Origin of the sequence: Aeromonas sp. QDB23, assembly GCF_027707745.1 — a bacterium.
GTDB classification, from domain to species: domain Bacteria; phylum Pseudomonadota; class Gammaproteobacteria; order Enterobacterales; family Aeromonadaceae; genus Aeromonas; species Aeromonas allosaccharophila.
Genome location: NZ_JAPCJA010000006.1, coordinates 1 through 19295, shown reverse-complemented (window position 1 = coordinate 19295; position 19295 = coordinate 1). Strand labels below are relative to the sequence as shown.

Here is a 19295-nt window from a genome sequence, read left to right as displayed (position 1 = left end):
CTGCGATAAGTGCGATAAGTGCGATAAGTGCGATAAGTGCGATAAGTGCGATAAGTGCGATAAGGATGTGGGCCGAGATCCAGGTAGACCACTACAGACCTATGCCACTGAGTAACCACGCTCAGTGATCTGACGCACAGCTTCCTCTTTATATTCAGATGTAAATCGTGGTGTGCCCATATGCTCCTCCTATGCTCAAACTCTAGGGCTGGATCGTCTGCTCGGGCGGGGTCAGTCCAATTTCAGAACAAAACCGTCTGTTTGTATAACAAACCAGCATGAGGGAAGTGAGAGAGAGAAACTAAACTTGATGGATATCCGGTTAACGGCACAGGAGACACAACGCCATGCTTCCTCCCTTTATCTATGAGAGATTGCCCAGCCTCTACCTGCTGATGGCTATTGCCATCATTATGTTGGGTGAACAGCCCCTGCTCTGGTTTGCTGGCACCTTGTTGTTTATCGCCGGGGCGGTGACCTGGATGATGCGCTCCAGCTACCGGCGTACCGACCTGATTATCTTTCCGAGCAAACGCTGGCTGCAGCCGGAGTGGCTGTATGAAGCGCAGCCCTTCATCTGGCTGGCTGCGGGGCTGGCCATGTCACAGCTGCCCGCCCCTGCGGCACTCATCGCCTTGGTACCCTGTCTGTGGGCCTGTCGTTGCCTCTGGGCACGGCACCATTATCGCCGCCATGCCCACGGGGTGATTGTCCACTTAAGACGGGATCCCGCTCGGCGCCGCCTGCACCGGAGCCTGCGCTGACTCGGTGCGGGCGCGTTCGATAAACGTCGCCAGATCCATCAGGGGATACTTCATCAGGCTCGGCAAGCCATCGAGATCCAGACTGTCCATCAGGTTTTTCACCTCAAGACCCAGTTCGGTATCCCCTTCTATCTTCAGCTTGCGCTGGAAAAAGAGCGAATCCGGATCCTCTTTGCGACCGGCAATCAGAATAAGGTCGTTGGCAGTGCCGCTGAAGCAGACATCGGCCTTGTCACACTCGCGCGCCACCACCAACTGGCCGTTCTGCTCACTGATAAACCAGCAGAGCTCCAGATCAGAGACGTCGACTTTCAGCCACTTGTCTGCCAGAAACGCGAAATCGCCATCTGCGATGGCCTCTTTGAAGACCCTGGCCAGCAAACTCTCCATCAACTGCTTTTGCAGATTGAAGGGAACCAGCTTGAGGGGATGGCGCAAGAAGCGCGGAGCCTGTTCGACCAGGCGGCGTTGCAGTTGTTGAAACACGATAGACTCCCTTTTTTGCGCATTCAAACACAGGGCGAGGGGCAAGATCCTGTTGGAAATCAAACTTGTGCAGGGTTACCTCAAGAAGGGTAAAGCCACACAAAGCTGCCTCAGGTCAAAAAGCGGGAGTGCATGGCTGCATACAATCAGGGCTCGTTTGCCCTTCATATGCACTCTCGGAGCGTACCAATGGAATTACTCTGTCCGGCAGGCAGTTTGCCGGCACTGAAAACCGCCGTGGATAACGGGGCCGATGCCGTTTATATCGGTTTCAAGGATGACACCAATGCCCGCCACTTTGCCGGTCTCAACTTTACCGACAGCAAACTGGAGAAGGCGGTGGATTATGTGCATCAACATGGTCGCAAACTACATATTGCCATCAACACCTTTGCCCATCCCGGGGCCGATGCACGATGGAAACAGGCGGTTGATCGCGGGGTGGCCCTCGGTGCCGATGCCCTGATCATCGCCGATCTGGCGGTGCTGGACTATGCCAGCCGCCACTATCCCGAGATGGAACTCCATGTCTCGGTGCAAGCCAGCGCCACCAATGCCGCAGCCATTCGCTTCTATCAGCAGCAATTTAATGTCAAACGGGTGGTGCTGCCCCGGGTGCTCTCCATGCATCAGGTCAAACAACTGGCCCGCGAGACCGATGTTGGCCTCGAGGTGTTCGCTTTTGGCAGCCTCTGCATCATGGCCGAGGGTCGCTGCTATCTCTCCTCCTACATGACTGGCGAGAGCCCCAACACGGTCGGCGCCTGTTCACCGGCCAAGTTCGTCCGCTGGGAAGAGACCCCAAGCGGCCTCGAGTCACGGCTCAACGAGGTGCTGATCGACCGCTACGGCCCGGGTGAAAATGCTGGCTATCCGACCCTGTGCAAGGGGCGTTTCGACGTCGATGGCCAGACCTACCACGCGCTGGAAGAGCCAACCAGTCTCAATACCCTTGGCCTGTTGCCCGAGCTGTTCCAGACCGGGATCCAGTCGGTCAAAATTGAAGGGCGCCAGCGCAGCCCCGCCTATGTGGAGCAGGTGACCCGGGTCTGGCGTGCGGCCATCGATGCCTATCAGGCCAATCCCGAAGCCTATCAGGTCAAGCCTGAGTGGGATGCCCAGCTCGCCCGCGTCTCCGAAGGTAGCCAGACTACCCTCGGCGCCTATCATCGTCAGTGGCAATAAGGAGTCCACCCATGCAATTTTCTCTCGGGCCTCTGCTCTTCTACTGGCCCAAAGCCGATACCGAGGCCTTTTACCATGCCGCGGCCGACAGCCAGGCCGACATCATCTATCTGGGGGAGACCGTCTGCAGCAAGCGACGCGAACTCAAAGTCGATGACTGGATTGCGCTGGCCCGTCAGGTCGCCAGCTCCGGCAAGCAGGTAGTGCTCTCGACCCTTGCCCTCATCTCCGCCCCTTCCGAACTCAAGGAGGTGAAGCGGCTGGTCGACAATGGCGATCTTATGGTCGAAGCCAACGATCTCGGTACGGTACAACTCGCCTGGGAGGCAGGGATCCCGTTTGTCTGTGGCCCCGCCATCAACGCCTATAACGCCGATGTGCTGCGCATGCTGCTCAAACAGGGGATGAAACGCTGGGTCATGCCGGTGGAGCTCTCCCGTGACTGGCTGATCCAGCTCAATCAGGATCTGGGGTCCCTGCGCGACCAGTTCGAGGTGGAGGTGTTTGCCTACGGCCATCTGCCGCTCGCCTACTCGGCGCGCTGCTTCACCGCCCGCTCCCTCGACAAGCCCAAGGACAACTGCGAGCTCGCCTGCATCAACTACCCCACCGGACGACTGGCCAACAGCCGCGAGGGGCAGCGGGTGTTCAATCTCAACGGGATCCAGACCCAGTCCGGCTACTGCTACAACCTGGGCAACGAGCTGGCAGACATGGCAGGTCTGGTGGATGTGGTCAGGCTCTCGCCACAAGGGATGGAGACGCTGGAGATGCTGGCCCGCTTCAAGGCTAACCAGCAGGGCAATCATCCCCTCGCTCTGCAGCAGGATCGCGACTGCAACGGCTACTGGCGCCAGATCCCCGGCATGAGCCTGGTGGAATAAGCCCGCCATTCGCCCAACAAAAAGGCCTCATCGCGAGGCCTTTTTTACAACGATAACACAGTGGATCAGGAGGGTTGATCACTCTTGCTGCGGGCGCTCTGGGCGCCTGGCGGCAAGGGTTTGCGCGCCATCAGCTCCAGTTCCAGCAGCGCATAGCGGTGCTCGATAAAGTCGTAGACGTTGTTGGAGAGCGCCAGCTTGAAGTAACTGATGGCTTCCTTGCGGTTGCCTTTACCCAGCTCGAACTTGCCCAGATAGAAGTAGGTTTCGCACAGGCGCTCGGCGAGCTCCCGGTTATCCTTCACCCCCTTCACCACGTTGCCCATCAGCTGGGAAGCGTTGATCTCGCCGATATAAAGGCGCACCAGATCCCAGTTCCAGGCATCGTCATCGTACTTGTTGAGACGCTCGCGCATCCGGCTCATGGCTGCCGACGGGTCGAGTTTCTGCTCGGCCAGATAGAGCCAGATCACCCGATAGGGGTCTTCCGGCTGCGCCTCGTAGAAACGCTTCATGTCGGCCGCGGCCAGCTCGGGACGGTTGCCGTAATAGAGGGCGATGCCACGGTTGAGATAGGCATAGTCATAGTCCGGCGCCAGTTCGAGGGCGGAATCGAACGCATCATAGGCTTCGTCGTAATTCTGCTGCTGTACCAGATAGACGCCGATGAAGTTGTAGGCTTCGGCGAAATCCGGCTTCTCCCGCAGGGCACGGTTGAAATCGAGCCGCGCGAGGGAACGCAGGCCAACGCGATCAAACACCACGGCACGCTCATAGAACAACTCTGCCCGCTGTTCGGTGGTCAGTTCCATTTCACTGAGCATCTGCCCGAGTCGCGCCAACGCCAGCTCGCTTTGGTAGGAGACCTGCAGGGGGGTCGCCAAAACCAGTGAAGCAGGCTGCGGCTTGGGAACCTTGGGGGTGTTAACCTGACTGCTACTGCTGCAACCCCACATGGGAAGCAACAACAGGATACCAAGGAGGTATCCAATCCCTTTCCTGACGTTCAATGAACACTCCGACGCTTACGCTTGACCCCGCATATGGTAAAGGTCAACTGCCACTTTGTCATGTAGCTGTGCCCCTCTACCTCAAATAAATCAGGATTCGACAGGGTATCCGGCCTCCAGCCAACCGCGAAAACCGCCGTCTACGCTGATCACCTTGCGATAACCCATCTGTTGCAGGTTGTCCGCTGCCAGAATGGAGCGAAAACCACCGCCACAATAGAGGTAGAGCTCGGTCTCGGGATCCGGGAACAGGGTCTCGATATCCCGCTCGATCACCCCACGGCCAAGATAACGGGCGCCGGGCAGGTGGCCCTTGGCCCACTCGCTCTCTTCCCGCACGTCGATCAGCTGAAACGTGCGCCCTTCATCCTGCCAGTGCTTGATCTGGTGAACATCGGTTTCGGTGACACGGGAGCGGATCCCGTCAACCAGCGCCAAAAAACGGGGATTATGATGCATGACAAACTCCTGTTGCTTGAATCATGTGCGTCAGCAAACGACACGCAGAGATAAGAAAAGAGCGCCATCAGGCGCTCTTCACTGTTACGGCAGGATTTCCTGTTGGTCCGCACCCTCTTTCTCTACCTGGGTCGGCAGCATGTGCTCGCGCTTGACGCCGAGGAACATGGCAAACGAACTCGCCACATAGATGGAGGAGTAGGTACCGAACGCCACACCGATCACCATGGCCACGGCAAAGCCGTGGATCAGCGCACCGCCCTTGAGCAGCAGCGCCAGCACCACGATAAAGGTGAGGCCGGAGGTGATGATGGTACGACTCAGGGTCTCTGTCATGGAGAGATCGAGAATGTAGTCGGTATCCCCTTTACGCACCTTGCGGAAGTTCTCCCGCAGGCGGTCGAACACCACTATGGTATCGTTCAGGGAGTAACCCACCAGGGTCATCAACGCCGCCAGCACGGTCAGGTCGAACTCGTACTGGAAGTAGGCGAACACGCCCAGGGTGATCACCACGTCGTGCACCAGAGAGAGAATACCCCCCAGCGCCAGACGCCACTCGAAGCGCACCGCCACATAGGCCAGGATACAGAGGATGGAGGCCAGCATGGCCAGCGCACCGTCTGTCGCCAGTTCATCACCCACGGAAGGGCCGACAAACTCGACGCGTTTGAGCACAGCGCCCTCGTCAAGCAGCTTGGCCGCCGCCAGCACTTCGTTACCCTGTTGTTCTACCTTGACCCCCTCTTTCGGGGTCAGGCGGAACAGCACGTCACGGCTGGAGCCAAAGTGTTGCAGGGTTGCCCCTTCAATCTTCTGCTCTTCCAGTGCGTCGTGGATCTTGTCCAGGCTCACCGACTGCTGGAACCCCACCTCGATGGTGGTACCACCGGTAAAGTCCAGACCCCAGTTCAGACCCCGATCAAACAGGAAGAACAGGGCAATCACCATCAGCACGGAAGAGAAAACCACACCCGGCTTGGCATAGCGCATAAACGGGATCGGTTTTTCAAAATGTAGAATCTGAAACATCTCTCTATCCTCAGATGGGCAGCTTGTCGATGCGCCGTCCACCCCAAGCCAGGTTGATAATGGCACGGGAAACTGTGATGGCAGTAAACATGGAGGCGGTCAGACCAATGCCCAGCGTCAGGGCAAAGCCCTTGATGGCGCCAGTACCGATACCGAACAGGATCACGCACGTGATCAGCGAGGTAACGTTGGAGTCGGCGATGGTGGAGAATGCCCTATCAAAGCCCAGATGGATGGCTTGCTGAACACCGCGACCGTTGCGGATCTCTTCACGAATACGCTCGTAGATCAGCACGTTGGCATCCACCGCCATACCCAGCGTCAGCACGATACCGGCGATACCCGGCAGCGTCATGGTGGCGCCCGGGATCATCGACATGATGCCGACAATCAACACCAGGTTCATACAGAGCGCCAGGTTGGCGACCCAGCCGAACGCGCGGTAGTAGATCCCCATGAACAGCACGATCACCAACATGGCCCAGCCGATGGCTTCCATACCGCTGTCGATGTTCTGTTGACCCAGGCTCGGGCCAATGGTGCGCTCTTCCACGATCTGGATCGGGGCGATCAGGGCACCGGCACGCAGCAGCAGCGCCAGGTTGTGGGCTTCGTTGGCGTTGTCGATACCGGTGATACGGAACTGGCTGCCAAGGCGCGACTGGATGGTGGCGACGTTGATCACCTCCTCCTGCTTGCGGAACTTGCGCTTGCCATCCGGACCCGGCTGACCGACCGGCTTGTACTCGATGAACACGGTCGCCATCCCTTTACCGACGTTGTCCTTGGTAAAGTTGGCCATCTTGTTGCCACCCTGGCCATCAAGCTTGATGTTGACCTGGGGACGGCTGTACTCGTCGAAACCGGACTGGGCACCCACTATGTGGTCACCGGTCAGGATCACCCGCTTTTGCAGCACTACAGGACGACCGTTGCGATCGTTGTAGAGCTTGGAGCTGGGCGGGACACGACCATCGGCAGCGGCTTGAATATCAGCCGCCTCATCCACCATGTGGAATTCCAGGGTCGCGGTGGCACCCAGGATCTCCTTGGCGCGGGCGGTATCCTGAATACCGGGCAGTTCAACGACAATGCGCTCGGCGCCTTGCTGTTGTACCAGCGGCTCGGCCACACCCAGTTCGTTGACCCGGTTACGGATGATGGTGATGTTCTGCTCGAGGGCGTACTTCTTCACTTCCTTGATCTTGGCTTCGCTCAGACCGGCCAGCAGGATGAACTCATCCCCCTTCTGCTCGGTGGTGAAGGTCAAATCAGGGTTCTGACGACGCAGATGAGAAACAGCGCGTTCCTGATCCGCTTCATCACGGAAGATCACCTGCACCTGATCGCCGGTCCGGCGCACGCCGGAGTAACGGATCTTCTGGTTGCGCAGCTCGGTGCGGAAATCCTGCACCATCTGCTCTTGCTGCTTGGTCAGTGCCTCGGCCATGTCCACTTCCATCAGGAAGTGCACACCACCGCGCAGATCAAGACCCAGCTTCAGAGGCGCCGCACCGATGGCTTCGAGCCAGGCGGGAGTAGAAGGTGCCAGGTTGAGTGCGGTAATGAAGTTGTCGCCCAGCTTGCTGGCAACAATATCGCGCGCCTTGAGCTGGTCTTCGGTGTTCTTGAAACGGATCAGGATAAAACCGTGCTCGAATGCAGCATGTTTGACCGGGATCTTGGCCGTTTCAAGGGTCTCTTTCACCAGGTCAAGGGTATCTAGCTTGACTTCGGCACCACGGCTGGCAGAGACCTGCAAGGCCGGATCTTCGCCGTAAAGATTGGGGGCTGCATATAGAAAACCGATGGCGATCACGAAGACCACCATCAGGTATTTCCACAGCGGATAGCGATTCAACACGCTGTGCTCCTTGGGAGATTAAAGGGACTGGATAGAACCCTTGGGCAGAACGGCGGAGACGAAGTCTTTCTTGATGGTGACTTGAGTCTGGTCGTTCAGGGCGATCACCAGGTAATCGCTATCGGCAGCCACTTTGGCAATCTTGCCAACCAGGCCACCGGAAGTGAGCACTTCGTCACCCTTGGACAAGGAGGTCATCAGATTGCGGTGATCCTTGGCGCGTTTGGCCTGGGGACGATAGATCATGAAGTAGAAGATCAGGCCAAACACGGCCAGCATGATGATCATTTCCATACCACCACCCTGTGCACCCGGAACTGCGCCTTCTGCATACGCCTTGGAGATAATGCTCATTTAACAACCTCTTGTTTTGATGTAGATTTGATAAAAAACTTATATGTCGTTGTTATTTCACGTCTTTTTCAGCTAGCGGAGGCACAGGCTTCCCTTGCCGACGGTAAAACTCTGTTACAAAGTCGTCTAATTTACCCTGCTCGATCGCGTCCCGCAAACCTTGCATTACACGCTGGTAGTAACGCAGGTTATGAATCGTATTCAGACGGGCACCGAGGATCTCGTTGCACTTGTCCAGATGATACAGATAGCTGCGGGTGTAGTTCTTGCAGGTGTAGCAATCGCAATCCGCATCCAGGGTGCTGGTGTCGTTGCGATACTTGGCGTTGCGGATCTTCACTACGCCATCGGTGGTGAACAGGTGACCATTGCGGGCGTTGCGGGTCGGCATCACGCAGTCGAACATGTCGATACCGCGGCGCACCCCTTCCACCAGATCTTCCGGCTTGCCAACACCCATCAGGTAACGCGGCTTGTCGGCCGGAATTTTCGGGCAGACGTGCTCGAGGATGCGGTGCATATCCTCTTTGGGCTCACCCACCGCCAGACCGCCGACCGCATAACCGTCGAAGCCGATCTCCAGCAGGCCGTTGAGGGAGACATCCCGCAGATCTTCGTAGACCGAGCCCTGAATGATGCCGAACAGGGCGTTCTTGTTGCCGAGCGCATCAAACTTGTCGCGGGAGCGCTTGCCCCAGCGCAGGGACATCTCCATCGACTTGCGCGCTTCTTCGTAAGTCGCCGGATAAGGCGTGCACTCGTCGAAGATCATCACGATGTCGGAGCCCAGATCATACTGGATCTCCATGGACTTCTCGGGGTCGAGGAAGATCTTCTCACCATTGATGGGGTGACGGAAGTGGACGCCCGCTTCGGTGATCTTGCGAATGTCGCCCAGGCTGAATACCTGGAAACCACCGGAGTCGGTCAGGATCGGGCCCTGCCAGTTCATGAAGTCGTGCAGATCGCCGTGAGCGCGCATCACTTCCTGACCCGGGCGCAGCCAGAGGTGGAAGGTGTTACCCAGCAGGATCTGGGCACCGGACTCACGCACCTCTTCAGGGGTCATCCCCTTGACGGTGCCGTACGTCCCGACCGGCATAAAGGCCGGCGTCTGTACCACACCACGTTCGAACACCAGTTGACCGCGACGGGCACGGCCGTCGGTGGTTTTCAGTTCAAATTTCATTGCTACCTCGGCTGCGTCAGATAAACAGTCTGACAATAGGAGGGCCGCTCACGGCCCGGTAAATACGCTGAAGCTTATGCCTCAGCCTGGCGACGGGTGACGAACATGGCGTCCCCGTAGCTGAAGAAACGGTAATTTTCGGCCACGGCAGCCTGATAGGCCGCCATCACGTTGTCATAACCGGCAAAGGCGCTGACCAGCATGATCAGGGTCGACTCCGGCAGGTGGAAGTTGGTGACCATGGCATCGACAATCTGGAACTGGTAGCCAGGGAAGATGAAGATGTCGGTGTCACTGAAGAAGGGCGCCAGCGGTTTGCCCTGCGCCAGGGTGACTTTGGCCGCACTCTCCAGCGAACGCACCGAGGTGGTCCCCACCGCGATCACCCGGCCACCACGGGCACGGGTCGCCGCGATGGCATCCACCACCTCTTGCGGCACTTCCGCATACTCGGAGTGCATATGGTGATCTTCAATCTTCTCCACCCGCACCGGCTGGAAGGTCCCCGCCCCTACATGCAGGGTGACGAAGGCCGTTTCAACCCCTTTGGCCCGAATTTTCTCAAGCAGCGGCTCATCAAAGTGCAGACCGGCGGTCGGCGCGGCAACGGCGCCGGGCTTCTGATTGTAAACGGTCTGGTAGCGCTCCTTGTCGGCATCCTCGTCGGGACGGTCGATATAGGGGGGCAGCGGCATGTGACCGATGGCCTCCAAAATCTCCAGCACCGGACGCGGGTCGAGGAAGTGGATCTCGAACAGGGCATCATGGCGGGCGCGCATCTCGGCCTCCACGCCACCGTCCATGATCATCCGGGTACCGGGTTTGGGCGCCTTGGAGGCACGGACATGGGCCAGCACGCTGTGCGGGTCCAGAATACGCTCCACCAGTACCTCCAGCTTGCCGCCGCTAGCCTTCTGGCCAAACATGCGCGCCGGAATGACACGGGTGTTGTTGAATACCAGCAGGTCACCGGGGTTGAGCTGGTCCAGCACATCGACAAATTGACCGTGGCGCAGGGCGCCAGTTTGACCATCGAGCTGCAACAGGCGGCTGGCGGTACGCTCTGCCATCGGATAGCGGGCAATCAGCTCGTCTGGCAGATCAAAATGAAAATCGGATACTTGCATCTTTCACCTCGGGGGGAATCGGCGGCTAGTCTAGTTATCCCCATCTTCCAAGGCAACCCAAAAGACCAAAAACCCAAGAGAGACAAGGGATAGCGAGCAATATTGAGACACGCCTCCGGTTAATGATTCTTTAATGATCTGTATTGACCCTGATCATGTTTTGCCAGTGGTGGCTGGGCTAGGGTGAAAGCAGATACACAAGGAGGCCCACCATGATGACCCTATCCGAAATCATGACCGAACATCCCTTCACTCTGGGTCCGGAAAACAGTGTCAAACAGGCGATGGACCTGATGCAGCAGGAGCGGATCCGCCACATTCCCATCGTCGACGAGCAGCACCACTTGTTGGGGCTGGTGACCCTTACCGATATCCTGGCCACCCGCGAATCCAAGCTGTTGCTGATCAATCCGGAGCGGGAAGCCGAGTTTACCGACAGCGTGCAACTCGACGAGATCATGACCCGCCAGGTAGCGAGTGTGGATCCCCATGCCGGTATCAAGGAGGCGGCACTCTACCTGCAGCGGCACAAATATGGCTGCCTGCCGGTACTCAAAGGACGCAAGCTGATCGGCATTGTCACCGAGTCAGACTTTATTGCCGTGGCCATCAACTTGCTGGAATTGATGGAAGAGCAGGAGCCACCCACCGACTTTTGATTGCAAGAATTGTAATTAAATTACAATAAAAGCGTTTTCAGCCGTCAAAATAGGCTGAAATCATGAAACACTTTCATTTTGATTGAAAAATTACACCAAATGCTTGCCTTGTGATCTGCGTCACACTATTATCCCCCTCATGCAATAGTTGCCGAGGGGGAGACGAGGGATTGTGCACCCATTATCTTCCTCTCATATGTCTGCAAGTTTGCACACCCCGTAGTTAGTCTTTGCTGTAAAGCATTTGTTTATATAGCCATTCCTTGTTTGATGACCCGGCCCTGTCGTTACGATAGCGCCGGGATTTTTTTATCCGCGTTTTCTGCATCCCCCTTGTCAGCACATCCCCATCGCTGCGACCAGCTCACTCAACCTCCTGCGCCACCTGTTTGCTCCACCGTTTATCTCATCGCGGCTGCACACGGCTTGCCATGCCTTGAAAAGGCGATATACCGCACAGATATTGAACCACGACAAGGAGTTATCTCTGTACGCCAGAGATATTCATGTTAGGTACAGCCATAGTGAGCTATCTAATAAGTAGATTTAAGCGATTCAAAATTGCGGCTTTTATCGATTAACCAAAGCCCCTATGATGAATCCATCGAAAGTTAAGCGCCTCGTCTGGCAAGACTCTTCAACACCAGACCGGCATATGTACATCACCAAGGAGCAATTACATGTCTACCTACATCAACACTGAAATCAAGCCGTTCAATGCTACCGCCTACCACAATGGCAAATTCGTTCAGGTGTCTGACGCTGACCTGAAAGGCAAGTGGTCTGTGGTGTTCTTCTACCCGGCTGACTTCACCTTCGTCTGCCCGACCGAGCTGGGCGACCTGGCTGACAACTATGCTGAATTCCAGAAGCTGGGCGTCGAGATCTACTCTGTCTCTACCGACACCCACTTCACCCACAAAGCGTGGCACGACACTTCTGACACCATCCAGAAGATCCAGTACCCGATGATTGGTGACCCGACTGGTACCATCACCCGCAACTTCGGTGTGATGATCGAAGAAGCTGGTCTGGCTGACCGCGGGACCTTCGTGATTGACCCGCAGGGCATCATCCAGATCGTCGAGATCAACGCTGGCGGCATCGGTCGTGACGCTCTGGAACTGCTGCGCAAGGTCAAAGCCGCTCAGTACGTTGCCGCTCACCCGGGTGAAGTGTGCCCAGCTAAATGGAAAGAAGGCGACGCCACTCTGGCCCCGTCCCTGGATCTGGTAGGCAAGATCTAAGCCTCCCGCTTCCAAGACCGGCCCGCTTCAGGGCCGGTCTGCTTTCCGGCCCGGTTAAATGCGCCGGTCAGCGCTCCGGCCAGCGTTAAATGTGCCGGTCACCTTTCCGGCTCAAATTTCACGCCGACCCGCAATCACAAGAAGGAATTCGAAGATGTTGGATACCAACCTCAAACAACAGCTGAACACCTATCTGCAGTACATCGTCAATCCCATCGAGATCAGCGTGTCCGGCAACGACAGCGACAAATCTGCAGAGCTGCTGGCACTGGCCAGCGAGATCGCCGAGATGTCCCCCAAGATCACCCAGACCTCTGGCACTGCCGCTCGCAAGCCTTCCATGAGTGTCGCACCGCAGGGCCAAGCCCCGCGCGTTCACTTTGCCGGCATCCCCATGGGTCATGAATTTACCTCTCTGGTGCTCGCCCTGCTGCAAAGCGGCGGCCACCCGTCCAAGGCCGATGCGGCCGTACAGGAGCAGATCCGCAATCTCAAGGGCGAGTTCCACTTCGAGACCTATATCTCCCTCTCCTGCCACAACTGCCCGGACGTGGTGCAGGCGCTGAACCTGATGGCGACCCTGAACCCCGGCATCACTCACACCATGATCGACGGCGCCCTGTTCCAGGAAGAGGTCGCTGAACGTCAAATCATGGCAGTACCGAATGTTTACCTGAACGGTCAACCATTCAGCCAGGGCCGCATCTCGCTGGAAGAGATCGTCGCCAAGCTCGACACCGGAGCCGCCGAGCGCAAAGCCGCCGAGCTGAATGAGAAAGATCCCTACGACGTGCTGGTGGTGGGCGGTGGCCCGGCTGGCGCCGCAGCGGCCATCTATGCCGCTCGTAAAGGCATTCGCACCGCCATCGTCGCCGAGCGTTTCGGTGGTCAGGTGATGGATACCGTCGGCATCGAGAACTTTATCTCCGTGCCCTACACCGAAGGCCCCAAGCTGGCCGCCAGCCTGGAACAGCACGTCAAACAATATGGTGTGGAAGTGATCACCGAGCAGCGTGCCGCCGCCATCAGCAAAGATGGCTATGTGAACGTGGATCTCGCCTCCGGCGCTACCTTGAAGAGCCGTGCCGTGATCCTGGCAACCGGTGCCCGCTGGCGCGACCTGAACGTACCGGGCGAGCTCGAGTACCGCACCAAGGGCGTGGCCTACTGCCCGCACTGCGATGGCCCCTTCTTCAAGGGCAAACGGGTTGCGGTAATCGGTGGTGGTAACTCCGGCATCGAGGCAGCCATCGATCTGGCTGGCATCGTTGAGCATGTGACCGTGGTGGAGTTTGCCGATACCCTGCGTGCCGATGAGGTGCTGCAGAAGAAGGCTCGCTCCATGGGCAATATCGACATCATCATGAGCGCCCGCACCACCGAGGTGATCGGTGATGGCAGCAAGGTGGTCGGCATGGATTACGAAGATCGCACCACTGGTGAGATCAAACACCTGGCGGTGGCTGGCATCTTCGTCCAGATCGGTCTGGTACCGAATACCGAGTTCCTCAAAGGGAGCGAGATTGCCCTGACCCGCTTTGGCGAAATCGAGATCGATACCAAGGGCGCGACCTCCCTGTCCGGCGTCTACGCCGCAGGGGATGCCACCACGGTACCGTTCAAGCAGATCATCATCTCCATGGGGGCCGGCGCCACCGCCGCACTGGGTGCGTTTGATTACCTCATCCGCAACCCGGCGCCGGAAGCGATCAAGGCTGACGCCATTACCGCCTGATAAACCCCGCGCAACAAACAGCCGACGCCCGGTGAAGTAAACACGAGCGTCGGCTTTTTTACATCTGCATCGATGCGACATAAAAACCCCGCAGCAAATGGCGCAATGCTGATCAGTTAAGGATCCATTGACCGATCCTTCTGCTGTAGGACAATCCGGAACCAATCACTGGTTCCGGATTTTTTTATGTCTATTGCAAACGACCTGAACGACGTTATTGAGGCATCTGGCGACATGCTGGCTCGGCTGGCCATTTTTGCCGACCATATTCCCGACGAATGGATTACTGCCGCTGCCGCCTTGTCTGAAAAGGCCACTATCCGCCGACGCCGCTTACCTTCTGATATGGTCTTGTGGCTCGTCGTGGGAATGGCCTTTTTCCGCAATGAGCCCATCTCCGAGGTCGCTCGGCGCCTCAACATCTGTGCAGAAGGGTTGGCCAATGATGCCTTGCTCGCTGACAGTGCCCTGTCTCAAGCCCGTCAGCGACTCGGCAAACAGCCCCTCGAGTGGCTGTTCAAGCAGTGCGCCGATGTGTGGGGGCGGGAACGTTATCCTCAAGACCATTGGCACGGTTTACAGGTCTTCGCCATCGATGGGGCCCTGTTCCGAACCCAGGATATGCCTGAGCTCAGAGCGCATTTCGGCTCGGGTAACACCTCAACCAACCGGCAGACACCCTACCCGATGCTGCGGTTGGTCACGCTCATGAATGTCCGCTCGCATGTCATTGCCAACGCGGCCATCAGCCCGTACCGCAAAGGGGAGATCCCCCTGGCCAGCGAGTTCATTCACTCATTGCCGGACAAATCGGTGACTCTGCTGGATAAAGGCTTCTTCGGTGCCGACCTGTTGCTACGTATTCAGGCCGAAGACACCGACCGTCACTGGCTCATCCCGGAACGCAAGGGGCTGGTATACACGGAACTGGAGCACTATGGCGACGGTGACCGTCTGTTGCAAATGACGGTCTCGCCTCAGGCACGCAAGAAAAACCCCGAGTTGCCGACGCACTGGCAAGTTCGCGCAGTGACCTATGAGGTGGCAGGTAAGGAGAAAACGGTCTTTACCTCCCTGCCCGTAACCCGATTCAGCGCAGCTCAGGTGGCGACCCTGTACCACGAGCGCTGGGAAATCGAGCTGGGATACCGGGATATCAAAAGCGCGATGCAACACAACGCCATCACGCTGAGAAGCAAGAAAGTGGACTTGGTTTATCAGGAGCTGTGGGGTTTGCTGCTTGGATACAATCTGGTCAGGCGGGAGGCGAGCTAGGCCGCCGTAGCTCATCAGCGCGCGCCTAATGAGGTGAGCTTCAAGTTTACCTGTCAGTTCATCGCGAACCAGATGGCAGTGATGGCGGGCGCGTTATCACCAGCACATACGCCACGGAGGTTGGCGGAGTTGCGGGGCTGCATAGGTGTCATATTCATAGAAAAACGCCCCAGGCCATCGAGACCCAGGGCGGTGAAGATATCAAAGACCCGTTTTCCGGTAGATCGCAATGCGGCTCCGCTTAAGTGAACAGCATTGCGCAGCAAATGGCGGGGTTGTTCATGACCGGGCTTAAACGACGGGATCACTCCAGCAAGAAAACAGCCTCGATATTATCGCTTACCGTGATCTGTTGTTGTTGATAACTGTTATCCGCCATATCCGGCGCGGGGGCAGCCATCCCCATGGCCTGCACCGCCTTCAGGTTGCGGCTGTAGGCGGTGATAGGCGAAGCGTTGCGGTACTCCACACTGTACACCTTGCCAAGCTTCATCCCGAACGCCTTGGCCAGAGATTCAGCCTTGGTTTTGGCGTCCTCAACGGCATTCAGACGGGCCTGCTCCTTGATGACGTGAGGCGATTTCAACCCGTACTCAATCTGGGATACAGACTCCAGCCCGGCTTTGAGAGCGATATCCATCAAGGGGCTCAATTTATCCAGTTGATAGAGTTTGACCGCCAATTGCCGCTGGGCACGGTATCCCAGCAATACCGGCTTCTTGTTCTCGCCATACTGATATTCTGGAGAGACCATCAGGTTGCCAGCCTCAACATCGCTGCGCTTGATCCCCAACCCCTCCAGTTGGCTGAAAAAGGCTGCGACCTTGGTATCGACCTGTTGCTTGGCCTTGAGGCCCTGCTTATCCAGTGCACTCACCGCCACATTGAGGGTGAGCATATCGGGTTCGGTCTTTTGCTCGGCATAACCGCTCACCACCAGATGGGGCGCTTGCGGCACTTCAATCGCCAGCAGCGGAGCACTGACAACCAGAGCGGAAAGAGTAAGAAGGGGACGCCACATAGAAAAAAGCCTCAATCAACAAGATTGAGGCCATTATGCCCGCAGCAAAGTGAGATTCATATATCGTGCAGTGGCGGGATCTGATCCAGTATCTGATTGGTCAGATCGAGGCTGATGGTGACCATGCTGCCGGGATCCTGGCTCTGGCTTGCCATATCCAGCGCCGGAGGTGCACCACAGACCAATACCTCATCATCGAAATGAAACGAGTCCCACGACAGAACGTGTCCTTGCACTGCCTGTCCGATATTGGTGCCACCACTATCCTCCTCCATCGCAGACCAGGCGATAGTATCAGACGGCCCCAGCAAATCGTGCAACAACGGGGAGTGAAAACTCGCCAGCGGATACTCCTGCTGGCCCTGACCATGGCCCACCAGAATCATGTTATGGGCAGACTCGGTATCCATGACAGGCACATAGGTGATAGACGCCGCAGCAAAGTCAACATAGAGCGAGCCCGCTACATCACCGGCCTCATTCTCAATCTCCATCCCATCCAGCCGGTCACCCGCGATCGAGGCCTGATAGCCAAACTGGCCGGCGCAGGTAATGTTCCCCTGCCCATCCCAGCTATAACGGATGCCATCAATGTCGACCCAGTTGAATGACTGCATGATTACCCCTCTCCTTTACTGCCGCTATCTTATCCATCCCCTTGAGGAAAAAACAGGGGCCAGGCAAGCCCGGCCCCGAGACAAGGTTACGGATCAACCTTCAGATTGCCATCATCCAACAACTTCTGAATGATCTGCAGGTCACTGTTACCCAAGGTTGTCAGGTCAATACTATCAAATTTTATGACGTGGCTGGTTCCTCCACTCGTACCATCCAAATCAATAGTCAATGTTGATTTCCCTGCACCATCGCTACTGAAGTTGAGATAAGCATCCAGCGAGCCTGCGATGGGTTGCTCACCAGTGAGCAACTCGCTGAGATCCAGCACATCTCCACCGGCACCGGTTGTGAAGTCTTTGATAACGTCCACACCACCGGCATCACTCGCCCCCCACTTGAAGGTATCCTTGCCGCTCCCGCCTGTCAGCATATCGTTCCCGCTGCCACCGACTAGGAGATCGATACCTTCACCGCCGATCAGGACGTCATCACCACCCAGGCCAACTAGGGTGTCATTGCCGCCCGCGCCGAACAGCACATTGGCACTCCCGTTACCCGTAAGGGTATCGCCAAAGTTGGAACCAATCAGGTTCTCGATTCCGCTGATGGTATCCTGGCCCGCACCGCTCGTGTTTTGCTGAAGCTCGGTGTTCAGGCTGACGGTCACGAGGGCACCGATGTCGATGTAGGTCGCAGTATCGACACCAGTACCGCCAATCAAAGTGTCGTTACCCAGCCCGCCAGCCAATATGTCGTTACCAGAGCCTCCGTCCAGGGTATCGTTGCCGCCCAAGCCGATCAGTACATCATCGCCATCACCACCGTTGAGCTTATCTGCAGAGCCATCCTGCCCCAGCAGAATCTCATTGCGGAAGGTACCGTTCAGCGTATTGGAGCCGGCGCTGCGGGTGACATCCACGACTGCCGAGTCCAGCGCTGTGCTGCCGTTGATGGAAGTGTTGTAGGAGAACGAGCCCCCATTACTTGAGCTGTCACTGTTCTCGGTAAAGACCACAGCGCTACCCACAAGGTCGACCTCACCACTCGTACCATCCGTCACATTGAAGACTGATAGCAGTCCACTGTTCGGCCCTGTGTCATTGGCCAACAGTGCCCAGGTTGGGATGTTGATGACATCTTCGCCCAACTGAGTGTTCACATTGGTCAACACCAGATCATCGCGGATGACCATCGCGCCCTGGCCGGGGGTAATGTTGATATTGAGGTTGGCCGATGCTGCATCGCCATCATTGTCGATGAGCGTGAAGGCGATGGTCGCCACCACAATCGAGCTGATGGCACTCGGCGGTGTATAGGTATAAGACCCGGTGAGCATGTTCACAGCGATGCTCGAGCCGCCACCCATGGTCACCGTCAACACGTTTCCACTCAGGCTGCCATTGTTAGCACCGGGACCAGAAGCGACAAAGGTGTTGGTGAGCTTGTCGTAGGTGTAGGTCTTGCCGGCAATCGCGAGACTGCCAACGAAACCGCCATCAGCGCCGAAACCACCCCCGGATGTTAGATTGCCTGGAATCGGCGATGCCTGAGCGGTAGCCACCAGGGTTGCCGTGAGGTCATTCAGATCATCAACCTCGATGGCATTGGTATTGCCGCCGCTGGGAGTTCCATTATAAGCAATCGGATCGAGCGCCGTGGCATCCACCCCGGTCCCCATGCCCAATGCATATGCACGGATGTTATTAGCGGTGAGAAAGTTGACCCACGCCTGCTCCTCCGATACGCCACCGTTGGAGTACGGCGTTGGCCAGCCCGCAGCAGAACCCGCCACATTGGAGATACCTGCGTCACCAGTTGGCCTGTTGGGGAAACCGTCAGACAGGAAGTACGCGACATTCTGTACGTTGCCGGTGGCCAGCTTGCCAGCATCGTCATAGACGTTGATCGCGTCTATCAGCGCCTCGTCATAGTTGGTATTGCCGTCGGCACTGGTGGCGAGAATGGCCGCCTTCGCGGCAGCGACCGTTACCCAGGTGCTCTCGACATCTGCCCCCGAGGAAAAGGTGACAAAGCTGACCCGCACATCGCCCAGGGCATCGTACTGTTCCAACAATTCCAGTAGCGAGTTCTTCGCAACTTGCAGGCGATCCATGCTGCCGACACCCGAGTCATAACCCATGCTACCGGAGACATCCAACACGATCAGCAGGTTGCTGTTCAGGTTAACCGCCGCCTGGCCAGACTGGGTCTGATTGGCTGCGGTCGGCACGTCATCAACAACATTGACCGTGACGGCTGCTGTAGCCGAATCACCATCGACATCGGAAGCAACAACGGTGATGCCGGTAATGGTGATGGTGTTTTCACCGTTGGCTATGGCGTGCGGCAAGGCACCCTTCAACTCGGCGCTAACCCCAACCGTGCC

General features: G+C 57.2%; 17 protein-coding genes and 1 pseudogene. 7 read left to right on the top strand and 11 right to left on the bottom strand.

What is annotated here, in order from left to right; all coding sequences use genetic code 11:
* Positions 1–347: 347 nt before the first annotated feature.
* Entirely contained in the window at positions 348–764 is a 417-nt protein-coding gene (locus PG888_RS04435) for a hypothetical protein (RefSeq protein ID WP_182939408.1), read from the top strand.
* On the opposite strand, the gene ubiT is transcribed toward PG888_RS04435, so the two are convergent.
* Positions 717–1250 carry a ubiquinone anaerobic biosynthesis accessory factor UbiT gene (ubiT, locus tag PG888_RS04430; protein ID WP_139406249.1) on the bottom strand — a complete coding sequence of 178 codons (534 nt, stop codon included), beginning with the start codon at positions 1248–1250 and terminating at the stop codon, positions 717–719. The two genes, PG888_RS04435 and ubiT, sit on opposite strands and share 48 nt — an antisense overlap.
* A gap of 189 nt (positions 1251–1439) precedes the next feature.
* Between ubiT and ubiU the strand changes: the two genes are divergently transcribed.
* Both ubiU and PG888_RS04420 read left to right on the top strand, forming a co-directional pair.
* Positions 1440–2435, top strand: a complete 996-nt coding sequence (ubiU, locus tag PG888_RS04425; RefSeq protein WP_075112705.1) for a ubiquinone anaerobic biosynthesis protein UbiU — start codon at positions 1440–1442, stop codon at positions 2433–2435.
* A gap of 11 nt (positions 2436–2446) precedes the next feature.
* Positions 2447–3319, top strand: coding sequence for a U32 family peptidase (locus PG888_RS04420; RefSeq protein ID WP_182939407.1), 873 nt, complete (start codon positions 2447–2449; stop codon positions 3317–3319).
* A 65-nt stretch (positions 3320–3384) separates the two neighbouring features.
* Here the strand turns inward: PG888_RS04420 and nlpI are convergent, their stop codons facing one another.
* From nlpI to queA, 7 genes are all read right to left on the bottom strand, one after another.
* Positions 3385–4329, bottom strand: a complete 945-nt coding sequence (gene nlpI, locus PG888_RS04415; protein WP_287867858.1) for a lipoprotein NlpI — start codon at positions 4327–4329, stop codon at positions 3385–3387.
* Between the two features lie 90 nt (positions 4330–4419).
* Positions 4420–4788 (bottom strand): rhodanese-like domain-containing protein, encoded by a 369-nt coding sequence (locus tag PG888_RS04410; protein WP_182939406.1) that lies wholly within the window; start codon positions 4786–4788, stop codon positions 4420–4422.
* An 84-nt stretch (positions 4789–4872) separates the two neighbouring features.
* Positions 4873–5820 (bottom strand): protein translocase subunit SecF, encoded by a 948-nt coding sequence (gene secF, locus PG888_RS04405; protein ID WP_042656348.1) that lies wholly within the window; start codon positions 5818–5820, stop codon positions 4873–4875.
* 10 nt (positions 5821–5830) lie between these two features.
* On the bottom strand, positions 5831–7684 hold the full coding sequence (gene secD, locus PG888_RS04400; protein WP_042063373.1) for a protein translocase subunit SecD: 1854 nt from the start codon (positions 7682–7684) through the stop codon (positions 5831–5833).
* Positions 7685–7702: 18 nt separating this feature from the next.
* Positions 7703–8038 carry a preprotein translocase subunit YajC gene (gene yajC, locus PG888_RS04395; protein WP_042063375.1) on the bottom strand — a complete coding sequence of 112 codons (336 nt, stop codon included), beginning with the start codon at positions 8036–8038 and terminating at the stop codon, positions 7703–7705.
* Positions 8039–8090: 52 nt separating this feature from the next.
* Positions 8091–9227: a tRNA guanosine(34) transglycosylase Tgt gene (tgt, locus tag PG888_RS04390; RefSeq protein ID WP_042063376.1), complete on the bottom strand. Its 1137-nt coding sequence runs from the start codon at positions 9225–9227 to the stop codon at positions 8091–8093.
* 74 nt (positions 9228–9301) lie between these two features.
* On the bottom strand, positions 9302–10354 hold the full coding sequence (gene queA / locus PG888_RS04385) for a tRNA preQ1(34) S-adenosylmethionine ribosyltransferase-isomerase QueA (protein WP_182939405.1): 1053 nt from the start codon (positions 10352–10354) through the stop codon (positions 9302–9304).
* 212 nt (positions 10355–10566) lie between these two features.
* On the opposite strand from queA, the gene PG888_RS04380 reads away from it, so the two are divergent.
* The 4 genes and pseudogenes from PG888_RS04380 (at position 10567) to PG888_RS04365 (ending at position 15519) form a co-directional block, all read left to right on the top strand.
* Positions 10567–11013, top strand: coding sequence for a CBS domain-containing protein (locus PG888_RS04380; RefSeq protein ID WP_042656350.1), 447 nt, complete (start codon positions 10567–10569; stop codon positions 11011–11013).
* 680 nt (positions 11014–11693) lie between these two features.
* Positions 11694–12260: an alkyl hydroperoxide reductase subunit C gene (gene ahpC, locus PG888_RS04375; RefSeq protein ID WP_011705621.1), complete on the top strand. Its 567-nt coding sequence runs from the start codon at positions 11694–11696 to the stop codon at positions 12258–12260.
* A gap of 154 nt (positions 12261–12414) precedes the next feature.
* Positions 12415–13995: an alkyl hydroperoxide reductase subunit F gene (ahpF, locus tag PG888_RS04370; RefSeq protein WP_182939404.1), complete on the top strand. Its 1581-nt coding sequence runs from the start codon at positions 12415–12417 to the stop codon at positions 13993–13995.
* A 186-nt stretch (positions 13996–14181) separates the two neighbouring features.
* Positions 14182–15519: pseudogene (locus PG888_RS04365) on the top strand (IS4 family transposase).
* 55 nt (positions 15520–15574) lie between these two features.
* Here the strand turns inward: PG888_RS04365 and PG888_RS04360 are convergent.
* The 3 genes from PG888_RS04360 to PG888_RS04350 form a co-directional block, all read right to left on the bottom strand.
* Entirely contained in the window at positions 15575–16291 is a 717-nt protein-coding gene (locus tag PG888_RS04360; RefSeq protein WP_182939400.1) for an SIMPL domain-containing protein, read from the bottom strand.
* A gap of 56 nt (positions 16292–16347) precedes the next feature.
* Positions 16348–16908 carry a hypothetical protein gene (locus PG888_RS04355; protein WP_182939399.1) on the bottom strand — a complete coding sequence of 187 codons (561 nt, stop codon included), beginning with the start codon at positions 16906–16908 and terminating at the stop codon, positions 16348–16350.
* A gap of 86 nt (positions 16909–16994) precedes the next feature.
* On the bottom strand, positions 16995–19295 hold a 2301-nt coding region (locus PG888_RS04350), incomplete at its 5' end, for a type I secretion C-terminal target domain-containing protein (RefSeq protein ID WP_270692855.1).